At 69.0% G+C, this 18,063-nt stretch carries 17 protein-coding genes and 1 riboswitch; of the genes, 14 read left to right on the top strand and 3 right to left on the bottom strand.

Annotation, left to right across the window (positions count from 1 at the left end):
- Positions 1–55: 55 nt before the first annotated feature.
- From ASE34_RS16485 to argH, 10 genes are all read left to right on the top strand, one after another.
- Positions 56–772 carry a DUF402 domain-containing protein gene (locus tag ASE34_RS16485; RefSeq protein ID WP_162253868.1) on the top strand — a complete coding sequence of 239 codons (717 nt, stop codon included), beginning with the start codon at positions 56–58 and terminating at the stop codon, positions 770–772.
- Between the two features lie 62 nt (positions 773–834).
- Positions 835–1,797, top strand: coding sequence for an NAD-dependent epimerase/dehydratase family protein (locus ASE34_RS16490; protein WP_056280166.1), 963 nt, complete (start codon positions 835–837; stop codon positions 1,795–1,797).
- Between the two features lie 21 nt (positions 1,798–1,818).
- Positions 1,819–1,912, top strand: a riboswitch (TPP riboswitch).
- Positions 1,903–2,751, top strand: a complete 849-nt coding sequence (gene thiM / locus ASE34_RS16495; protein ID WP_082586709.1) for a hydroxyethylthiazole kinase — start codon at positions 1,903–1,905, stop codon at positions 2,749–2,751. It overlaps the preceding riboswitch by 10 nt.
- Entirely contained in the window at positions 2,748–4,898 is a 2,151-nt protein-coding gene (thiD, locus tag ASE34_RS16500; RefSeq protein ID WP_056280168.1) for a bifunctional hydroxymethylpyrimidine kinase/phosphomethylpyrimidine kinase, read from the top strand. The genes thiM and thiD overlap by 4 nt, the downstream gene beginning before the upstream one ends.
- Before the next feature lie 244 nt (positions 4,899–5,142).
- The gene (gene argC, locus ASE34_RS16505) at positions 5,143–6,195 is read left to right on the top strand and encodes an N-acetyl-gamma-glutamyl-phosphate reductase (RefSeq protein ID WP_056280172.1); all 1,053 of its coding nucleotides are present in this window, start codon (positions 5,143–5,145) and stop codon (positions 6,193–6,195) included.
- On the top strand, positions 6,192–7,349 hold the full coding sequence (gene argJ / locus ASE34_RS16510) for a bifunctional glutamate N-acetyltransferase/amino-acid acetyltransferase ArgJ (protein WP_056280175.1): 1,158 nt from the start codon (positions 6,192–6,194) through the stop codon (positions 7,347–7,349). Before argC ends, argJ begins: the two co-directional genes overlap by 4 nt.
- The gene (gene argB, locus ASE34_RS16515) at positions 7,346–8,263 is read left to right on the top strand and encodes an acetylglutamate kinase (protein WP_053096875.1); all 918 of its coding nucleotides are present in this window, start codon (positions 7,346–7,348) and stop codon (positions 8,261–8,263) included. The genes argJ and argB overlap by 4 nt, the downstream gene beginning before the upstream one ends.
- Positions 8,260–9,471 (top strand): acetylornithine transaminase, encoded by a 1,212-nt coding sequence (locus ASE34_RS16520; RefSeq protein ID WP_053096873.1) that lies wholly within the window; start codon positions 8,260–8,262, stop codon positions 9,469–9,471. Before argB ends, ASE34_RS16520 begins: the two co-directional genes overlap by 4 nt.
- Positions 9,468–10,397 carry an ornithine carbamoyltransferase gene (argF, locus tag ASE34_RS16525; protein ID WP_056280178.1) on the top strand — a complete coding sequence of 310 codons (930 nt, stop codon included), beginning with the start codon at positions 9,468–9,470 and terminating at the stop codon, positions 10,395–10,397. The genes ASE34_RS16520 and argF overlap by 4 nt, the downstream gene beginning before the upstream one ends.
- Positions 10,397–11,827, top strand: coding sequence for an argininosuccinate lyase (gene argH, locus ASE34_RS16530; protein ID WP_056280181.1), 1,431 nt, complete (start codon positions 10,397–10,399; stop codon positions 11,825–11,827). The genes argF and argH overlap by 1 nt, the downstream gene beginning before the upstream one ends.
- 50 nt (positions 11,828–11,877) lie before the next feature.
- On the opposite strand, the gene ASE34_RS16535 is transcribed toward argH, so the two are convergent.
- The gene (locus ASE34_RS16535; RefSeq protein ID WP_053096868.1) at positions 11,878–12,477 is read right to left on the bottom strand and encodes a DUF1349 domain-containing protein; all 600 of its coding nucleotides are present in this window, start codon (positions 12,475–12,477) and stop codon (positions 11,878–11,880) included.
- A 59-nt stretch (positions 12,478–12,536) separates the two neighbouring features.
- Here ASE34_RS16535 and ASE34_RS16540 point away from each other — a divergent pair, with 59 nt between their 5' ends.
- The 4 genes from ASE34_RS16540 (at position 12,537) to ASE34_RS16555 (ending at position 16,272) form a co-directional block, all read left to right on the top strand.
- Positions 12,537–13,181, top strand: a complete 645-nt coding sequence (locus ASE34_RS16540) for a SatD family protein (RefSeq protein ID WP_056280183.1) — start codon at positions 12,537–12,539, stop codon at positions 13,179–13,181.
- The gene (locus tag ASE34_RS16545; RefSeq protein WP_056280186.1) at positions 13,178–14,026 is read left to right on the top strand and encodes a hypothetical protein; all 849 of its coding nucleotides are present in this window, start codon (positions 13,178–13,180) and stop codon (positions 14,024–14,026) included. The genes ASE34_RS16540 and ASE34_RS16545 overlap by 4 nt, the downstream gene beginning before the upstream one ends.
- A gap of 52 nt (positions 14,027–14,078) precedes the next feature.
- Complete coding sequence (tyrS, locus tag ASE34_RS16550; protein WP_082586687.1) at positions 14,079–15,380, top strand: tyrosine--tRNA ligase; 1,302 nt, start codon at positions 14,079–14,081, stop codon at positions 15,378–15,380.
- Positions 15,381–15,474: 94 nt separating this feature from the next.
- Entirely contained in the window at positions 15,475–16,272 is a 798-nt protein-coding gene (locus tag ASE34_RS16555; RefSeq protein WP_056280191.1) for a DUF4184 family protein, read from the top strand.
- On the opposite strand, the gene ASE34_RS16560 is transcribed toward ASE34_RS16555, so the two are convergent.
- Positions 16,257–17,603, bottom strand: coding sequence for a CoA transferase (locus ASE34_RS16560; RefSeq protein WP_230101264.1), 1,347 nt, complete (start codon positions 17,601–17,603; stop codon positions 16,257–16,259). The two genes, ASE34_RS16555 and ASE34_RS16560, sit on opposite strands and share 16 nt — an antisense overlap.
- 270 nt (positions 17,604–17,873) lie before the next feature.
- Positions 17,874–18,063 (bottom strand): hypothetical protein (locus ASE34_RS18220; protein ID WP_235567520.1); only part of this gene is annotated, 190 nt, incomplete at its 5' end.

Here is an 18,063-nt window from a genome sequence, read left to right on the forward strand (position 1 = left end):
GCCGACGCCGCCGAGCCGACCTGAGCGCGGTGGACCTGCGAGGTACCGTGTCGGGATGAGCATCCTGCCCCACAGCACTCCCGCGGCGGTTCCCGATGGTGTCCGACCGATGGGTGAAGCGCCGTTCCTCGAACCCGGCGACCAGATCTCCTGGCACTACCGCAAGCCCGGCTGGCAGCCCGGCGATGCGTCGACCATCACGCCCATGCGGGTGGTCCGCGACGATGAACGCGGTCTGGTGGCATGGCTCGCTCCGGGCACGCTCCAGGAGGGGCAGGGTACTCCGGCGGGCGAGCGCATCCGGACCGTTCCGCTCGAGCGTCGGTGGCTCGATCCGCGTACCCGGATCGTGGAGGAGTGGTGGGGCAACGGCATCCTCCGCATCGCTCCGGCCGGTGCGGCGTGGTCGGTGTGGCTGTTCTGGAGCGATGTGAGCGGTCCCGAGTGGGAGTTCGCCGGGTGGTACGTGAATCTCGAGAACGCGCATCTGCGCACCGACCGCGACACGTATTCATCGGATCACATCCTCGACGTGGAGATCCAGGCGGACGGTCAGGTGCACCTCAAGGACGAGGACGAGGTGATCGCGGCCGTCGAGCAGGGACGTCTCACCTCTGAGCAGGCCGCGCAGATCGAACGACACGCGGACGCGGCGATCGAGTCCTTCCATCACGGTGACTGGCCGTTCGACGCCGAATGGCGCTACTGGCGCCCGGATCCCTCGTGGACGGTCCCGGAACTGTCCGGCCTGTCGGATCTTCGCACGAGCTGACCGGCATCCGCCCTGAGCGGAAGACCCTTCCCCTCGCGCGGCGAAGATGGTGGCATGGGGTCATGACGGATGTTCTGATCCTCGGCGGCACCGGCTGGCTGTCCGGCCGCATCGCCAGACGGCTGCTCCTGAGCGGGGCGACGGTGATGTGCCTGGCGCGCGGAGGACGACCGTCTCCGGAGGGCGCGAGCCTGGTGCTGGCCGATCGTGACGCCAGGGACGCCTACGATGCGGTGTCCGGTCGGGAGTGGGATCACGTGATCGACGTCTCGTCGAACGCGGCCCACGTCTCCGCTGCGGTCGCGACACTCGGTGAGCGAGCGGGCCGCTGGACGTACGTCTCGTCGATGTCGGCATACTCCGACGAGGAGACGGTCGGTGCAGACGAGTCGGCGACGCTGCATCCGCCGGCTGAGAGGGGAGACGACGAGTACGGCCGGCAGAAGGTGGCCGCCGAGGACGCTGTCCGTGCACTCGGCGACCGCACCCTGATCGTGCGCCCGGGATTGATCGTCGGGGCGGACGACCCGAGTGATCGTTTCGGGTATTGGGCTGCCGCTTTTCTGCGTGCCGAGGACGGCCCGGTGCTGCTTCCGCCTGTCGAGGAGCGCGACGTGCAGGTGATCGACGTCGACGACCTGTCCGAGTTCGTCGCCACCACGGGGGCCACCGGCGTGATCAACACGATCGGCGATCGGCATCGGCTGAGCGAAGTCCTCGACGCCGTGCGCAGACGTGCGGGGCACCGGGGAGACACGGTCGCGGCATCTGACGCCTGGCTCGTCGAGCACGGTGTGGCGTATTGGGCGGGGGAGCGGTCGCTGCCGCTGTGGCTGCCGAGCGAGATGACCGGATTCATGACCAGGTCGAACGCCCGCTACCGCGCGGCAGGAGGTCGGCTTCGTCCGCTCGACGAGACGATCGCCGCCGTGGTCGATGACGAGCAGGCGCGCGGCGTCGATCGGGACCGGCGGGCAGGGCTCACTCGCGCCGACGAACTCGCGCTGTTGCAGCTGATCGACTGATCGGGGCCTCGCTAGACTGCGATCAGTGACACGGGGTGCCGCATCCGCGGCTGAGAACAGACCCGTCGAACCTGATCTAGTTCATACTAGCGAAGGGATGTCGCGTTGAGCGATCGTCTGCGTCCTGACTCCGAATCGACCTTGGCCACCTCGGCGGCTGAGCTCCTGACAGGGCTGCGCGACAGCCCACCCTTGACCCATTGCATCACCAACAGCGTCGTCACGGGCTTCACCGCGAACGTGCTGCTCGCCCTCGGCGCGGCGCCGGCGATGGTCGACATCGTCGGTGAGGCGGGGATGTTCGCCGGGGTGGCCTCCGGGGTGCTGATCAACCTCGGTACGCCGACTCCGGAGCAGCGTGCGGCGAGCCGTGAAGCCGCGGCAGGAGCCCTCGCCGCAGGTACTCCGTGGGTGCTGGATCCCGTCGCGATCGGCGCGCTGCCGGTGCGCACGGCACTCGCGCACGAGCTGGCCGACGCACGCCCCACGGCGATCAGGGGGAACGCCTCGGAGATCCTCGCCCTCGCGGGGCTCAGCGCTGGGGGGCGCGGCGTCGATGCGACGGACACGACCGATGCCGCGGCCGAAGCGGCACTCGCACTCGCTTCGCGGCACGGCGCGGTGGTCGCGGTGTCGGGACCGGTCGACCTGGTGACGGATGGAGCACGATTGCTCCGCATCGCGAACGGTCATGAACTGCTCACCCGTGTCACCGGCGGCGGATGCGCGCTGGGTGCCGTCATGGCGGCGTTCCTCGGTGCGGCGCGCTCGACGGCTGCGGATCCGCTCACCGCCGTCTCGGCGGCGAGCCTCGTGTACACGATCGCCGCCGAGCGTGCCGCGGCGCGGGCCGCGGGCCCCGGCAGCTTCGCCGTCGCACTGCTCGACGCGCTCGCCGCCGTGCAGCCGGAGGACCTCGCCCTCGCCGCGCGTGTGCAGGAGCACGCGCTGTGATCGCGGACCTCTCCCTCTATCTCGTCACGGATCCCACCCTCTGCGGCGCGCGGGGCGTCGCGGAGACGGTGCGACTCGCCGTCGACGGGGGCGTGCGCATCGTCCAGCTGCGCGACAAGGGCGCGACGGATGCCGAGACCGCCGATCAGTTGATCGAGCTCTCTCGGGTGATCGACGGCCGTGCACTGCTCGTGGTGAACGACCGCGTCGAGGCGGCGCTGATCGCTCGCGCCAGGGGAGCGCGGGTCGACGGCGTGCACCTCGGCCAAGGCGACGTATCGGTGCTGCGGGCACGCGAGCGGCTGGGACCCGAGGCGATCATCGGGTTGACGGCGAACACGTCGGAGCATCTCGACGCCGTGGCCGCGCTGCCGGCGGGAACGGTCGACTATCTCGGCGTCGGCGTGATCCGTCCCACCGCCACCAAGCCGGATCACCCGCCGGCCCTGGGAATCGACGGCTTCGGTGCGCTCGCCGCGAGGACCGCACTGCCATGCGTCGCCATCGGCGGCGTGGGAATCGACGACATCGAGCGCCTTCGGGATGCGGGTGCGGCGGGGCTCGCCGTCGTCTCCGCCATCTGCGCCGCCGTCGATCCGACGAGGACGGCCCGGGCATTCCTCAGCCGATGGAGGGCTTCGGGCACACCTCGCGTGCTCAGCATCGCGGGGAGCGACCCGTCGGGCGGGGCGGGGATCCAGGCCGATCTCAAGTCGATCGCCGCGAACGGGGGCTATGGCATGGCGGCTGTCACGGCGCTCACGGCGCAGAACACCAGGGGAGTCCGAGCGGTGCACGTGCCTCCTGCCGAGTTCCTCCGGCAGCAGCTCGATGCCATCTCGGACGACATCGTCATCGACGCGGTGAAGATCGGGATGCTGGCGAACACGGAGGTGATCGCCACCGTCGCCGCCTGGCTCGACGCCGTCCGTCCGCCGATCGTCGTGCTCGACCCGGTCATGGTCGCGACCAGCGGTGATCGCCTTCTCGATGAGGATGCCGAGCGCGCACTCCGCGGGCTCCTCGAGCGCGCTCATGTCGTGACGCCCAACCTCGCCGAGCTCGCCGAGCTCTCCGATCGTCCGATCACGGGGTGGGACGACGCGCTCGAGGCCGGGGCCGAGCTCTCCGCCCGCATCGGCGGGGCGGTGCTCGTCAAGGGAGGGCACCTCGACGGCGACGACGTTCCGGACGCGTTGATCGATGTCGCCGGAGGCGTCAGACACGGCTATCCCGGGTCGCGCATCATGACACACAACACGCACGGCACCGGATGCTCGCTGTCGTCGGCCCTCGCCACCCGCCTCGCCGGAGGGGAGTCCCCTGTCGACGCGGTGGAATCGGCGAGGACCTGGCTGCGGGAATCCCTGAGGCAGAGCGATGCGCTCGACATCGGCAGCGGTCACGGACCGGTGAACCACTTCGGCGGCCTCTGGCGACGAGGGGGACTCGAGGCCGCACCCGACCGTGCCGACCTCCGCGATCGGTGGTGGGACCGGATCGCGCACGTGCGGGCCGACATCGACGAGCTGTCCTTCATCCGCGCTCTGGCCGACGGGACTCTCGACCGCGAACGGTTCCTCTTCTACCTCCGACAGGACGCCCTCTATCTCCGGGAGTACGCCCGAGTGCTCGCAGCGGCCGCGCGGATCGCGCCCACACCGCACGAGCAGGCGTTCTGGGCTCAGTCGGCGCAGGGGGCGATCACCGGAGAGCTCGAGCTCCATGCATCGTGGCTGGCGCCGGGCGCGGGAGTGGAAGCGGCGACCTTCGCCGTCGATCCGGCGCCTGCGACCGTCGCGTACCTCGACCACCTGCGCTCCGTGGCCTTCGGCGGCGACTACGCCGAGCTCATCGCGGCCGTGCTGCCGTGCTTCTGGCTGTACACCGATCTCGGAACCCGCCTGCACGCGGGGGAGTTCGACGCGTACGCCCGAGACCCGCAGCATCCCTACGCATCGTGGCTCGCGACATATGCCGATCCCGCGTTCGAGAAGGCGACGGAGCAGGCGATCGACCATGTGATGCATGCGGCGACGGAGTCGGATGCCGCGGGGCGGCGACGGATGCTCCGCGCCTTCGAGGTCTCCAGCGCGCACGAACTCGCCTTCTTCGCGGCGCCGGCACTCCGCGCGTCCGGCGGATGACGGACCGGATTTGCGCATGCCGCGACGAGCGCGCTATCGTCGCGGCATGCCTTCGGCCGCCACCGCTCCTCTGACGCTCGTTCCGAGCGTCATCGCCGTGCGCCGACGCCGCAGCGGCCGCCGACTCTAGGCGACCCTGCGCTTCTGCCTGCGTACGCACGGCGGTCGAGTGCCGGTGTCGCCGCCCCGGTTCCCGACACTCCACCCCGCGTTCGCCGAGGGGTCCGACCGTTAAGGTAGAAGAATGACGTACTCCGTCGCCGTCTCCGGCGCATCCGGCTACGCGGGCGGCGAGATCCTGCGCCTCCTCGCGTCTCATCCCGACATCGAGATCCGCACGGTGACGGCGCACTCGAACGCCGGTCAGCCGCTCGTGCAGCATCAGCCGCACCTGCGGTCGCTCGCACACCTCACCCTGCAGGACACCACGCCCGAGACGCTCGCCGGGCACGACATCGTCTTCCTCGCTCTGCCGCACGGGCAGTCCGGGCAATACACCGACGCGCTCGGCGACACGCCGCTCGTGATCGACGCGGGAGCGGACCACCGACTGACGTCGCAGGATTCCTGGGACGCGTTCTACGGCGGCGACTTCCACGAACCGTGGGCCTACGGCGTTCCCGAGCTGCTCGTCGGCGGTGTCAAGCAGCGCGAGAGGCTGCGCGAGGCGAAGCGCATCGCCGCTCCCGGCTGCAACGCCTCGACCGTGAGCCTGAGCCTGGCCCCCGGGGTCGCCGCAGGGGTGATCGACGCGGGGGACATCGTCTCGGTGCTCGCCGTCGGCCCGTCCGGAGCGGGGAAGAGCCTCAAGACCAACCTGCTCGCCGGCGAGATCCTCGGCACAGCCAATCCCTACGCGGTCGGGGGCACGCACCGGCACATCCCGGAGATCCGCCAGGCGCTCGCCGCGGCATCCGGCTCCCCAGCCGACGGCATCCGCATCTCGTTCACGCCTGTGCTGGTTCCGATGTCGCGGGGCATCCTCGCCACCTCGACCGCGCCGATCGTCGGCGATGTCAGCGATGCGGAGATCCGCGCCGCCTGGGAGGACGCCTACCGCGACGAGACCTTCGTGCAGTTGCTGCCCGCCGGTCAGTTCCCGCGCACGGCCGATGTCCTCGGTGCGAACACCGCCCTGATCGGTCTCGCGATCGATCGCGCGGCGAACCGCGTGACGGTGGTCACCGCGGTCGACAACCTCGTCAAGGGCACCGCCGGCGCTGCCGTCCAATCCATGAACCTCGCGCTGGGGCTGCCCGAGTCCCGCGCCCTCTCAGTGAACGGAGTCGCGCCGTGAGCGTCACCGCCCCCGCAGGATTCGAAGCGGCCGGAGTCGCCGCAGGTCTCAAATCGACCGGAAAGCCCGATGTCGCCGTCGTGGTCAATCGTGGCCCGCGCAAGGTCGGTGCGGCTGTGTTCACCAGCAACCGCGCCAAGGCGAACCCCATCATCTGGTCGCAGCAGGCCGTCGCCGATCGTGTGGTCGAGGCCGTCGTGCTGAACTCCGGAGGCGCGAACTGCTTCACCGGCAGCTTCGGCTTCCAGACGACGCACCAGACCGCAGAGAAGGCGGCCGAGCTGCTCGGCGTCGGCGCCGGCGACGTGCTCGTGTGCTCGACCGGCCTCATCGGAGTCGGAGACGAGGTCTTCCGCGCGAAGGTCCTCTCGGGCACCGAACAGGCGATCGCCGAGCTGTCGACAGACGGCGGCGATGTCGCGGCCGAGGCCATCATGACCACCGACAGCGTGTCGAAGACCGCCGTGGTCAGCCGAGACGGCTGGACCATCGGCGGCATGGCCAAGGGAGCGGGCATGCTCGCTCCCGGGCTCGCCACGATGCTCGTCGTCATCACGACGGATGCCGTGCTCGAGCCTCTCGAGGCGGATGCGGCGCTGCGATTCGCCACCGGCACGACGTTCGACCGCCTCGATTCGGACGGATGCATGTCGACCAACGATCAGGTCACACTGCTCGCGAACGGCGCTTCCGAGGTGGTGCCCGACCTCAAGGACTTCTCCGCCGCGCTGGCAGAGCTATGCCAGGAGCTCGCGGTCAAGCTGCAGGGCGATGCCGAGGGGGCCAGCCACGACATCACCATCGAGGTGCAGCACGCCGCGACCGAGGCGGAGGCGGTCGAGGTCGGCCGCTCCGTCGCGCGCAACAATCTCTTCAAGGCCGCCATCTTCGGCAACGACCCCAACTGGGGGCGGGTGCTCGCAGCGATCGGCACCACGAACGCCCAGTTCGACCCGTACGACGTCGACGTCTGGATGAACGGCGTCCGGGTGTGCAGCGAGGGCGGCCCCGACCGTCCGCGCGAGGAGGTCGACCTCACTCCGCGTGCCACGCATCTCGTGATCGATCTCAAGGTCGGCGATGCCACCGCGACGATCCTCACGAACGACCTCACCCACGATTACGTGCACGAGAACAGCGCCTACGCCTCATGACCGACATTCAGGACACCACCCCGGACGTCGCCGCCGTGAAGGCCGCGACGCTCATCGAGTCGCTCCCGTGGCTGAAGAAGTTCCGCGACCAGATCGTCGTCGTCAAGTACGGCGGCAATGCGATGGTCTCCGACGAGCTGCAGGAGGCGTTCGCACAGGACATCGCGTACCTGCGCTACGTCGGCGTGCTGCCGGTCGTCGTGCACGGCGGCGGACCGCAGATCTCCGACATGCTCCAGCGACTCGAGATCCCGAGCGAGTTCAAGGGCGGCTACCGGGTCACCAACACCGAGGCGATCAGCGTCGTGCGCATGGTCCTCACGGGCCAGGTGAACCCGCAGCTCGTCTCGAAGATCAACTCGCACGGTCCGATCGCCACCGGGTTGAGCGGGGAGGACGCCGGCCTGTTCGGTGGTCGTCGTCGCGGTGTCGTGATCGACGGCGAGGAGATCGACCTCGGACGCGTCGGCGACGTCGTGGAGGTCGACCCGACGCCCGTGCTCGATCACCTCGCGGCGGGACGCGTGCCCGTCGTCTCGAGCATCGCGCCCGACCTCGATCACCCCGGCCAGTCGCTCAACGTGAACGCGGATGCCGCGGCGGCCGCCCTCGCCGTGGCGCTCAACGCTCGCAAGCTCGTCATCCTCACCGACGTGCCGGGGCTCTATGCCGACTGGCCCAACCGCGACTCGCTCGTGTCGCACCTCACCTCGGAGGCTCTCATAGAGATGCTGCCGACACTCGAATCCGGCATGATCCCGAAGATGAAGGCCTGCCTGGATGCGATCGAAGGCGGCGTTGATGCCGCCGCGATCATCGACGGACGCGTGCCGCACTCGGTGCTCGTCGAACTCTTCACCAGCAAGGGAATCGGAACTGAAGTGGTCTTGGGAAGCGCAGGGATGAACGCATGAGCAACTGGCAGGATGACGCAGCGAGCGATCTGGTCCTCAACGCGGGCCCGCGCCTGGCGATGCTGACACGAGGCGAGGGGTCCTACCTCTGGGACTCCGAGGGCAAGCGCCACCTCGACTTCCTCGCCGGCATCGCGGTGACCTCGCTCGGTCACGCGCACCCGGTGTTCGTCGAGGCCGTGTCGAGACAGGCCGCGACTCTCGCGCACGTGTCGAACTACTTCGCGACGCCCTGGCAGCTCGCGCTCGCCGCACGGCTGAAGCGCCTCGCGGGCGCCGGGATCGACGGCCGCGTGTTCTTCTCGAACTCCGGCGCCGAGGCGAACGAAGCGGCGTTCAAGCTCGCCCGACTCCACGGGGGAACGGACAAGCCGCGCATCCTCGCGCTCGAGAACGGATTCCACGGGCGCACCATGGGGTCACTCGCGCTGACGGCCAAGGCCGCGATGCGCGCGCCGTTCGAGCCGATGCCCGGAGGAGTGGAGCACATCCCGGCGACCGTCGAGGCTCTGGAAGCCGCGATCGATGACCGGGTCGCCGCCGTCATCGTGGAGCCGATCCAGGGCGAGGCCGGCGTGGTCGAGCTTCCGGACGGCTATCTGCAGGCCGCCCGTTCGCTCACGCTGAAGCACGGGGCGCTGCTGATCGTCGACGAGATCCAGACGGGTGCCGGACGCACGGGGGCCTGGTTCGGCTTCAGCCACGAGGGCATCACTCCCGACGCGATCACGCTCGCGAAGGGCATCGGCGGAGGCTTCCCGATCGGCGCTCTCGTCACCTACGGTGCGGCGAGCTCGCTCTTCACGCCGGGTTCGCACGGATCGACGTTCGGCGGCAACCCGCTGGCCACCGCCGTGGCCGACGCCGTGCTCACCGAGATCGAGAACGCCGGACTCGTCGAGAACGCTGCGCGTCGCGGCGAGGAGATCCGACAGATCATCGCGGACATCGACTCGCCCCTCGTCACGGGAGTGCGTGGCCGAGGGCTCCTCATCGGAGTGGCACTCGGCGCCCCCGTCGCGAACGACGTGGTCGCCGCCGCTCAGGAGCGCGGCCTCATCGTGAACGCAGCCAACCCCGAGACGGTGCGCATCGCCCCGGCTCTCACGATCGGAGACGCTGAACTCGCCGAGTTCCGCAAGCTCTTCGCCGATTCGCTCGCTGACGTACAGACATCCCTCGCCGAATCCGGAAAGGCCCTCGCATGACCCGCCACCTGCTGCGTGACGACGATCTGACCCCCGCCGAGCAGGCGGAGATCCTCGATCTCGCCATCGAGCTGAAGAAGGACCGCTGGGCGAACAAGGCTCTCGCCGGTCCCCAGACGGTCGCGGTGATCTTCGACAAGTCGTCCACCCGCACCCGCGTCTCCTTCGCGGTGGGCATCGCCGACCTCGGCGGCACGCCGCTGATCATCTCGACCGCGAGCAGCCAGCTCGGCGGCAAGGAGACGCCGTCCGACACCGCGCGGGTTCTCGAGCGCCAGGTCGCGGCGATCGTCTGGCGCACCTATGCGCAGGCGGGGCTCGAAGAGATGGCCGCCGGCACCACGGTGCCAGTCGTCAACGCCCTCTCGGACGACTTCCACCCGTGCCAGCTGCTCGCCGACCTGCTCACGATCCGAGAGCACAAGGGCGAGCTCAAGGGGCTGACCCTGACGTTCTTCGGCGACGGGCAGAGCAACATGGCGCACTCCTACGCACTGGCCGGTGTCACTGCCGGCATGCATGTGCGCATCGCGTCACCTGCGGAGTACGCCCCGCGCGCCGACGTCGTCGAGGCGGCCGACCGCCGGGCTGCGGAGACCGGCGGCTCGATCACGCTGTTCACGGATGCGGTCGAGGCTGCGGCCGGCGCCGACGTGGTGGTCACCGACACCTGGGTGTCGATGGGCAAGGAGGAGGAGAAGCTCGCGCGCATCCGCGATCTCGGCGGCTACAAGGTGACCCCCGAGACGATGGAGATCGCCGATTCCGAGGCCATCTTCATCCACTGCCTTCCCGCCGACCGCGGCTACGAGGTGGACTCCGAGGTCATCGACGGACCGCAGAGCGTCGTCTGGGATGAGGCCGAGAACCGTCTCCACGCGCAGAAGGCCCTGCTCGTCTGGCTGCTCGGCAAGAAGGACGCGTGATGGTCGACTCGAAGAACGAAGGCACGAACGAAGGCGCACTGTGGGGCGCCCGCTTCGCGAGCGGGCCGTCGCCCGAGCTCGTCGAGCTCAGCAGATCGACGCATTTCGACTGGATCCTCGCCCCGTACGACATCGCGGGCTCGCATGCGCACGCGACGGCGCTCGCGGCTGCCGGCTACCTCGAACCTGCTGAGGCGGCCAGGATGCATGAGGGGCTCGATGCCGTGGCGCGCAAGGTCGCCGACGGCACGCTGCAGCCCGTCCCCTCCGATGAGGACGTGCACGGTGCGCTCGAGCAGGCGCTGATCGCCGAGCTCGGTCCCGAACTGGGCGGACGCCTGCGCGCCGGACGCAGCCGCAACGATCAGATCGCCACTCTCGTGCGCATGTACCTGATCGATCACGCTCGAGTGATCGCGCGCGACATCCTCCGTGTCATCGACGCGCTCGTCGCGCAGGCCGAGGCCCACCCCGACGCGATCCTCCCCGGCCGCACGCATCTGCAGCACGCGCAGCCGGTGCTCCTCGCGCACCACCTCCAGGCCCATGGCTGGCCGCTCGTGCGCGAGCTCGAGCGTCTCGTCGACTGGCGTCGTCGCGCAGGCGTCTCGCCGTATGGCGGGGGAGCGCTCGCGGGCTCGACCCTCGGACTCGATCCTGCGCTGGTCGCATCGGAACTCGGACTCGATCGACCGGCGGAGAACTCGCTCGACGGCACCGCGGCACGCGACGTCGTCGCCGAGTTCGCCTTCATCGCGGCGATGACGGGTGTCGACATCTCGCGTCTGAGCGAGGAGATCATCCTCTGGAACACACGTGAGTTCGGCTTCGTCACGCTGCACGACGGGTACTCGACGGGGTCGAGCATCATGCCGCAGAAGAAGAACCCCGACATCGCGGAGCTCGCTCGCGGAAAGTCGGGGCGCCTGATCGGCAATCTGTCGGGGCTCATGGCGACGCTCAAGGGCCTCCCGTTGGCCTATAACCGCGACCTGCAGGAGGACAAGGAGCCGGTCTTCGATTCGGTCCAGACCCTCGAGGTCGTCCTTCCCGCGTTCGCCGGCATGATCGCGACGCTGCGCTTCGACACCGAGCGGATGGCGGCACTCGCCCCCCAGGGATTCTCGCTCGCGACCGATGTCGCCGAGTGGCTCGTGAAGCGCCGGGTGCCGTTCCGCGACGCGCACGAGATCTCGGGCGCGCTCGTGCGGGCCTGCGAAGAACAGGGGATCGGTCTCGAGGACGCTTCCGACGAGCTGCTGCTCTCGGTCTCTCCGCATCTGGTCCCCGAGGTGCGTGAGGTTCTCACGATCGAGGGTTCCGTGGCATCGCGCGCCGGAGCCGGGGGAACGGCTCCCGTCCGAGTCGCCGAGCAGCGTGCCGAGCTCGTCGCCAGAGCCCAGGCTGCGGCGCACGCCCTGGGCCTGTAGTCGGTTGTGCACCGCCGGTCGACGCGATGTGCGGCGACCGGCGGGGCACCTCAGTGCAGCGCGACGTCGGCGGTCGACCTCGTCCACCGGGTGAAGCGCACGACGAGTCCCGCGCGCGTCGGACCGGCGAGGAACGGGCCGGCGGATGCAGCGGCGTCGCCGGTGAACGGAGCGACGCGAACCAGTCGCCAGTCCTCGTCGTCCGCGCGTGCGCGCACGATCACCGCGTCCGGCCACCGGCTCACGCGGACGGTGATCTCTCGGCCGTGCCAGTCGTCGACGTATCCGACGGACCAGTCGGAGCGGATGTCGGTGACGACGGCGCCGAGTCCGAGGTGCTCGTCGGCGTACTCGATGCCCGCTTTGATCCAGTGCTCGTCGTCGATGCGCACGAAGACTCCTGCCTGGTCGAACTGGCCGTCCCATGGCGCGCGGAATGAGACGTCCATCGCCTCGCCCACGGCCAGGGGAGCCAGCAGCGCGTGCTCGGTGTCGTGGACGAATCCGTACGCCGTGTGTCGCCAGGCGTCGCTGCCTTCCGCGGCGGTCACGTCCAGGTGCTCGACCCCGTCGGCGGAGATCGTGGTGAGTGCGGCGGGTGAGTGGGTCCAGGAACCTTCGTCCCACCGGATGATGTCTGATTCAGGCATGTTCCAAGTATATAACCTAATAGGGCATAAATAACAGTTATTCGTGATACGGTTATCACATGGTCATCGCCGTACTCGCCGACATCGTGGGATCGCGCAAGCTCGACGATCGCACGGCGGCGCAGCGCGTGCTCGATGACACGATCGCTCGGGTGGAGGCCGACCTGCCTCTGGCACATCACCCGCTCACCCCCACGGTGGGGGATGAGCAGCAGGGTGTCTATCTTCGGCTCGAAGACGCTATGGTGTCCCTTCTCATGATCCAGCTCGCTCTTCCCGACGGCATCGCCTTCCGTTTCGGCATCGGGATCGGCGAGGTGCGCACCGTCGACTCCGTCCACGGCGAGCTCGCCGACGGGCCGGGGTGGTATGCGGCGCGCGCGGCGATCGAGACCGTCCACGCGAGAGAGGCACGCACCGTGCCGCGCACCCGGATCTGGATTGTCGGAGCCCCGGGGCAGGATGAGGTCATGGAGAGCGTGATCGCAGCATCGAACGCCTACCTCCTCGTCCGTGACGAGCTGGTCGGCGCCATGAACGAGCGCGAGCGCCGCCTCACCTACGGACGGATGGTCGGCAGATCGCAGCACGACCTCGCCGCCGAAGAGGGCATCTCGCAGCCCAGCGTCTCGAAGTCGTTGCGCAACGCCGGCAGCGCCGCACTCATCGAAGGTGCGATCACGCTGAGGGGAGCGAGCGCATGATCGTCGCCGGATTCATCCTGCTCGCGGTCGGATCCGCCGATCTCGTCCGCCAGTTCGCTCCGCATCGATGGGCCGGGTACCTGACGGTGGCCGTGATGTTCCTGCTGCTCGGCAGCGTGAGCGACGCGCTGCTGCCCATGCTCGCAGGGCTCGTGGTCGGAGCGATCTGGGTCTGGTGCATGCCGTCGGAGCGCCGCGCACCGCTCGGGTTCTGGCCCGCGGTGCTGCTCGGTCTCGTGAGCATCGGATCGGTCGTATGGCTGGGGGCGCGCACTGATGCCGGCCTGATCGGCACCGTGTGGAACCTCCGTTCACCGTTCGGCGACGTCCCGTTCGATCTTGCGATCCTGACGCTCGGCACCGGGGTCTTCCTCCTGGAGTCGGCGAACCTCGTGGTGCGCGCGGCGCTCGACGGTGAGCACACCTGGCGACCGGCTGAACTGCGTCGATCGGCGATGCGCGACGAGGTCGACGCGGAACCTGCGGCGCCCGAGGCCACCACGCCCGGCGACGCGATCGGCGGCAGGGAGTCGACCGACGCCACGATGGCGGACAAGCCCGGCCGACCGGATGAAGCCACGGCTCTGCGCGACCCGCGCGCGGGATTCAAGGGCGGTCGACTGATCGGCCCGCTCGAGCGCGTCCTGGTGATGCTGCTCACCCTGGCTGCGGCGTATCCGATCCTCGCCGCGATGCTGGCGGCGAAGGGGATCGTGCGCTTCCCTGAGATCTCCCGCGACGGTGAGACAGGTGCCAGGGCCGAGTACTTCCTCGTCGGCAGTCTCGTCAGCTGGGTCATCGGGTTGGGCGCGGCGTTCCTCGTGTGGTGGGCGGCACACACCTGATCCACGGCGGCCCGGCGATTCACCGACCCTCACCGCTGATAGCCTGGGGCGCGTGTCGAATTCCGCTCTGACGACCGCCCCGCCGGCGATCGACCCCACGTTCGAGAACGTGTGGGACGAACTGCTGTGGCGCGGCCTCGTCCACGTGTCCACTGACCAGGAGGCGCTGCGCGCCCTTCTCGCCGGGGACCCGATCACGTATTACTGCGGCTTCGATCCGACTGCTCCCAGCCTGCATCTGGGCAACCTGGTGCAGCTGCTGACGTTGCGTCGCATCCAGCTCGCCGGCCACAAGCCGCTCGGTCTCGTCGGCGGCTCCACCGGTCTGATCGGCGACCCGCGCCCCACGGCCGAGCGCACGCTCAACACTCGCGAGACCGTCGAGGAGTGGGTGGGACGCCTGCGGACGCAGGTCGAGCGCTACCTGAGCTTCGAGGGCGAGAACGCCGCCCGCATCGTCAACAATCTCGATTGGACGGCGCCGCTGTCGGCGATCGACTTCCTGCGGGAGATCGGCAAGCACTACCGCGTCGGGACCATGCTCAAGAAGGATGCGGTCGCCGCGCGACTGAACTCCGACGAGGGCATCAGCTACACGGAGTTCAGCTACCAGATCCTGCAGGGGATGGACTTCCTCGAGCTCTACCGTCAGTACGACTGCGTCCTGCAGACCGGCGGCTCCGACCAATGGGGGAACCTGACCAGCGGCACCGACCTCATCCGTCGTGCCGAGGGTGCGTCGGCGCACGCGATCGGCACACCGCTGATCACGAACAGCGACGGGACCAAGTTCGGCAAGAGCGAGGGGAACGCCATCTGGCTCGACCCCGAGATGTGCAGTCCGTACCGGATGTACCAGTTCTGGCTGAGCACCGCGGATGCCGACGTGATCGGCAGGCTGAAGGTCTTCACCTTCCTCACCCGCGCCGAGATCGAGGAGTACGAGGCGCTGGTCGAGTCCGAGCCCTTCCGTCGCGCCGCACAGAAGCGTCTCGCGCTCGAGGTCGTCGCCACCGTGCACGGCATCGATGCGGCCGCTGCGGTGATCGCGGCATCCGAGGCCCTGTTCGGACAGGGCGACCTGACTGCCCTCGACGCGTCGACCTTGCGCACGGCGCTCGAAGAGCTGCCGAACGCGACGGTCGATTCCGGGTCATCGGTGGTCGATGCGCTCGTCGCCACGGGATTGGTCTCCAGCTCGTCCGAAGCGCGACGCGCGATCAGCCAGGGTGGAGTGTCGCTCGACGGATCGCGTGTGGAAGACGATGCAGCCACCGTCAAGGGATCTCTGCCCGGTGGGGTTTCTGTGCTCCGTCGCGGCAAGAAGACCCTCGCAGGTGTCTTCCTCGCGTGAACATCCGACCCTGATCGCCTGACGGCGGTCGTCTGAGAGTCCTCGGACGGCCGCCGTCACGCTTCCACCGTTCACACTCGACAGGAGCCTGCCGATGCCGTTCACGCCGAGTCATGCAGTGGTCGCCCTCCCGTTCATCCGCACGCCGCTCGTGCCCGCTGCGATCGCGATCGGCGCCATGACGCCCGACCTTCCGCTGTTCATCCGCGGGGTCGGCCTGCCGTACTCGTTCACCCACTCATTCGGCAACGTCGTGTGGACCGCGCTGGTCGCTTTCGTGCTGTTCCTGCTGTGGCGCGTCGTGCTGCGCCCGGCCGTCGGTGAGCTCTCTCCGCTCTGGCTGGCTCGCCGGGTTCCTGTCGACTGGTCGCAGTCCGGCGTCGAAGCGGCCCGAGCCGCCGTCGGCGTCGGTGCTCGAGATCGGCTGTACCCGGCGATGCTCGCGGCATCGCTGGTGCTGGGAGTGCTGTCGCACATCGTCTGGGATCTCTTCACGCACGAGGGGCGTTGGGGCGTCGATGTGCTTCCCGCGCTCGACGATGTGTGGGGGCCGTTCATCGGATACAAGTGGCTGCAGTACGGCTCGAGCGTGATCGGCCTGCTCGTGATCGGTATCTGGGGGATTCTCCGGGTGAACCGCGCTGTTCCCCGCGAACGAGTGGATCGCGTGCTGCCGTCGGGCGTCCGAATCGCCTGGTGGCTGTCACTTCCCGTGGTGCTGATCACGGCGTGGGCCCTCGGCTACGCCGGCTACGGGCCGTTCACCGAGGAGTTCACCTACCGGCATCTGGCCTACCGGATGCTGCCGCCGGCGTGCGCCCTGTGGGGTGTGCTCACTTTCGTGCTCTGTCTGTCGCTGCCGGTGTTCCGGCGCATTCACCAGCGCGGCTGATCGGATCCCCAGCGATGGGGGGCGGCGAGATCGAGGCCGGGAAGCGCCGATCGTGCCGTGGTGATCGTCTGCCCTGCGACGTCGAACGTCGCGGTGTGGGCGGCGAGGTCCAGCACCCGTTCCCGCTCCGACGCCGGTACCGATCGCGATCCCGAGGACCGTGGCATCCCGAGAAGCTCGGCGGCCATTCGACGCAGCGACGTGCGCACCACCCAGCCACCACCTTCTCGACGGCGCCGCTCGAGCAGCGAGATGATCGAGGCTGCGAGCAGGTACCCGGCACTGTGATCGAGGGCCTGCGCGGGGAGGACCCCCGGGCGGTCGCCGTCCGGCGTCTCGATCATGGCGATCCCGGACTCCGCTTGCACCAGACTGTCGAACCCTGCGCGAGAGGGGTGGTCGTCGCCCCACGCACTGAGCTCCGCGATCACCAGACTCGGGTGCCGCTCGATCAGGGCGGATGCGGAGAGGCCGAGTCGCGCGAGGGCTGCCGGTCGGTACCCGAGGACGACGACGTCAGCCTCGGCGAGCAGCTGGTCGAAACGCTCGGTTCCGGCGTCGAGCAGCGTCGATCGCTTCCCGTGACCGGTGTCGAAGTGCTGCCACTCGGGCTCGGGCAGCTGCGGGGGATCGACGCGCAGCACGTCTGCTCCCAGCAGTGCGAGCGTGCGGGTGCAGACGGGACCGGCGATCACCCGGGTGAGATCGAGCACGCGGGTGCCGGTGAGTGGTGCACGACGATCGTCGCCGTCTCGCCGGCGCGGCTCCTCGCCGCTCGGGGAGGGCATCCGATCGACCTGGAGCAGGGGAGCGGACCGCAGCTGAGCGTCGTGGATGGGGTTCTCCGGCAGCACGGGCACGGCGAGTCCGCCCGCATCGACGATCCGATCGACAGCGTCGGCGGCCGACTGAGTCAGGATGGCCGCTCGGACGTCTTCGCCCGCTGCGTCGATTCCGAGCCCGAGACCGGTCAGAAGGCGCATCGCGTGGTGGGGGTAGTTGCCATGGGTGCGGATCCACCCGTCGGACGCCCGGAAGAATCCCGAGTACGGAGACCAGACATCGGGGGCGCGTCCGTCGACGGTGAGCACCCGATCGCTCCGGTACGCGACGGCGATGCGATCGGGGTCGGGGAGGGAGTCGACGCCGGCCGCCAGACACACGGCCCGAACGCTCGCCCAGGCCAGATCCGCCGTCGCGAGGCGCGACTCGAGAGGCACGGCGTGAACGAAGGGGGCGCCGGAATCGACCTCCACCGGCGCGAGCCCGAGGGCGGACCACACGCGGTCCAACAGAGCAGCGGAGGGGGCGCGATTCGGCAGCTGGGTCACGCTGCGATCGTACTCGTGGCGGCGATCTCGGCGGAATACCGGCGCTGGACTGGGAAAAGTGTTGCCACCTGGTGCGGCGACACGCCCGGGGGTGGTGGCCCGATTTGCCAGAACCCCAGAACCCACGTAACTTATTACTTGTTCGCCCCACAGGGAAGCGGAGGAGCCGAGAGCTTCACCCCCCTCAAGCGGAGAACCACCTCCCGATCCACTCACTTGTGAGAACAGGCGCCTGCGTCTAGGATGGGAGATCCACCCCATCTGCGGCTGTCAAGAGCTGCGCAGCGGATCCAAGATCCGCGCGGCGCGCTGATTTGACAAGCGGGACGGGATGGCTAAGATAGAGAAGTTGCCCTTCGGGCCTGGTTGTGATGACTGGGTCGTGGGAGCATCCGATCCTTGAGAACTCAACAGCGTGCACTTGTCAAATGCCAAATAACCTCGATTCAGCTTCGGCTGG

This window comes from Microbacterium sp. Root280D1, from assembly GCF_001428975.1.
In the GTDB taxonomy this organism is placed as follows: domain Bacteria; phylum Actinomycetota; class Actinomycetes; order Actinomycetales; family Microbacteriaceae; genus Microbacterium.

Excerpts from the sequence above, each read along its gene's own strand:
- ASE34_RS16490 (WP_056280166.1), top strand. The coding sequence starts at position 835 with ATGACGGATGTTCTGATCCTCGGCGGCACCGGCTGGCTGTCCGGCCGC.
- ASE34_RS16540 (WP_056280183.1), top strand. The coding sequence starts at position 12,537 with ATGGTCATCGCCGTACTCGCCGACATCGTGGGATCGCGCAAGCTCGAC.
- argC (WP_056280172.1), top strand. The coding sequence starts at position 5,143 with ATGACGTACTCCGTCGCCGTCTCCGGCGCATCCGGCTACGCGGGCGGC.
- ASE34_RS16555 (WP_056280191.1), top strand. The coding sequence starts at position 15,475 with ATGCCGTTCACGCCGAGTCATGCAGTGGTCGCCCTCCCGTTCATCCGC.
- argF (WP_056280178.1), top strand. The coding sequence starts at position 9,468 with ATGACCCGCCACCTGCTGCGTGACGACGATCTGACCCCCGCCGAGCAG.
- ASE34_RS16535 (WP_053096868.1), bottom strand. The coding sequence starts at position 12,477 with ATGCCTGAATCAGACATCATCCGGTGGGACGAAGGTTCCTGGACCCAC.
- ASE34_RS16485 (WP_162253868.1), top strand. The coding sequence starts at position 56 with ATGAGCATCCTGCCCCACAGCACTCCCGCGGCGGTTCCCGATGGTGTC.
- argB (WP_053096875.1), top strand. The coding sequence starts at position 7,346 with ATGACCGACATTCAGGACACCACCCCGGACGTCGCCGCCGTGAAGGCC.
- argH (WP_056280181.1), top strand. The coding sequence starts at position 10,397 with ATGGTCGACTCGAAGAACGAAGGCACGAACGAAGGCGCACTGTGGGGC.
- ASE34_RS16545 (WP_056280186.1), top strand. The coding sequence starts at position 13,178 with ATGATCGTCGCCGGATTCATCCTGCTCGCGGTCGGATCCGCCGATCTC.
- ASE34_RS16520 (WP_053096873.1), top strand. The coding sequence starts at position 8,260 with ATGAGCAACTGGCAGGATGACGCAGCGAGCGATCTGGTCCTCAACGCG.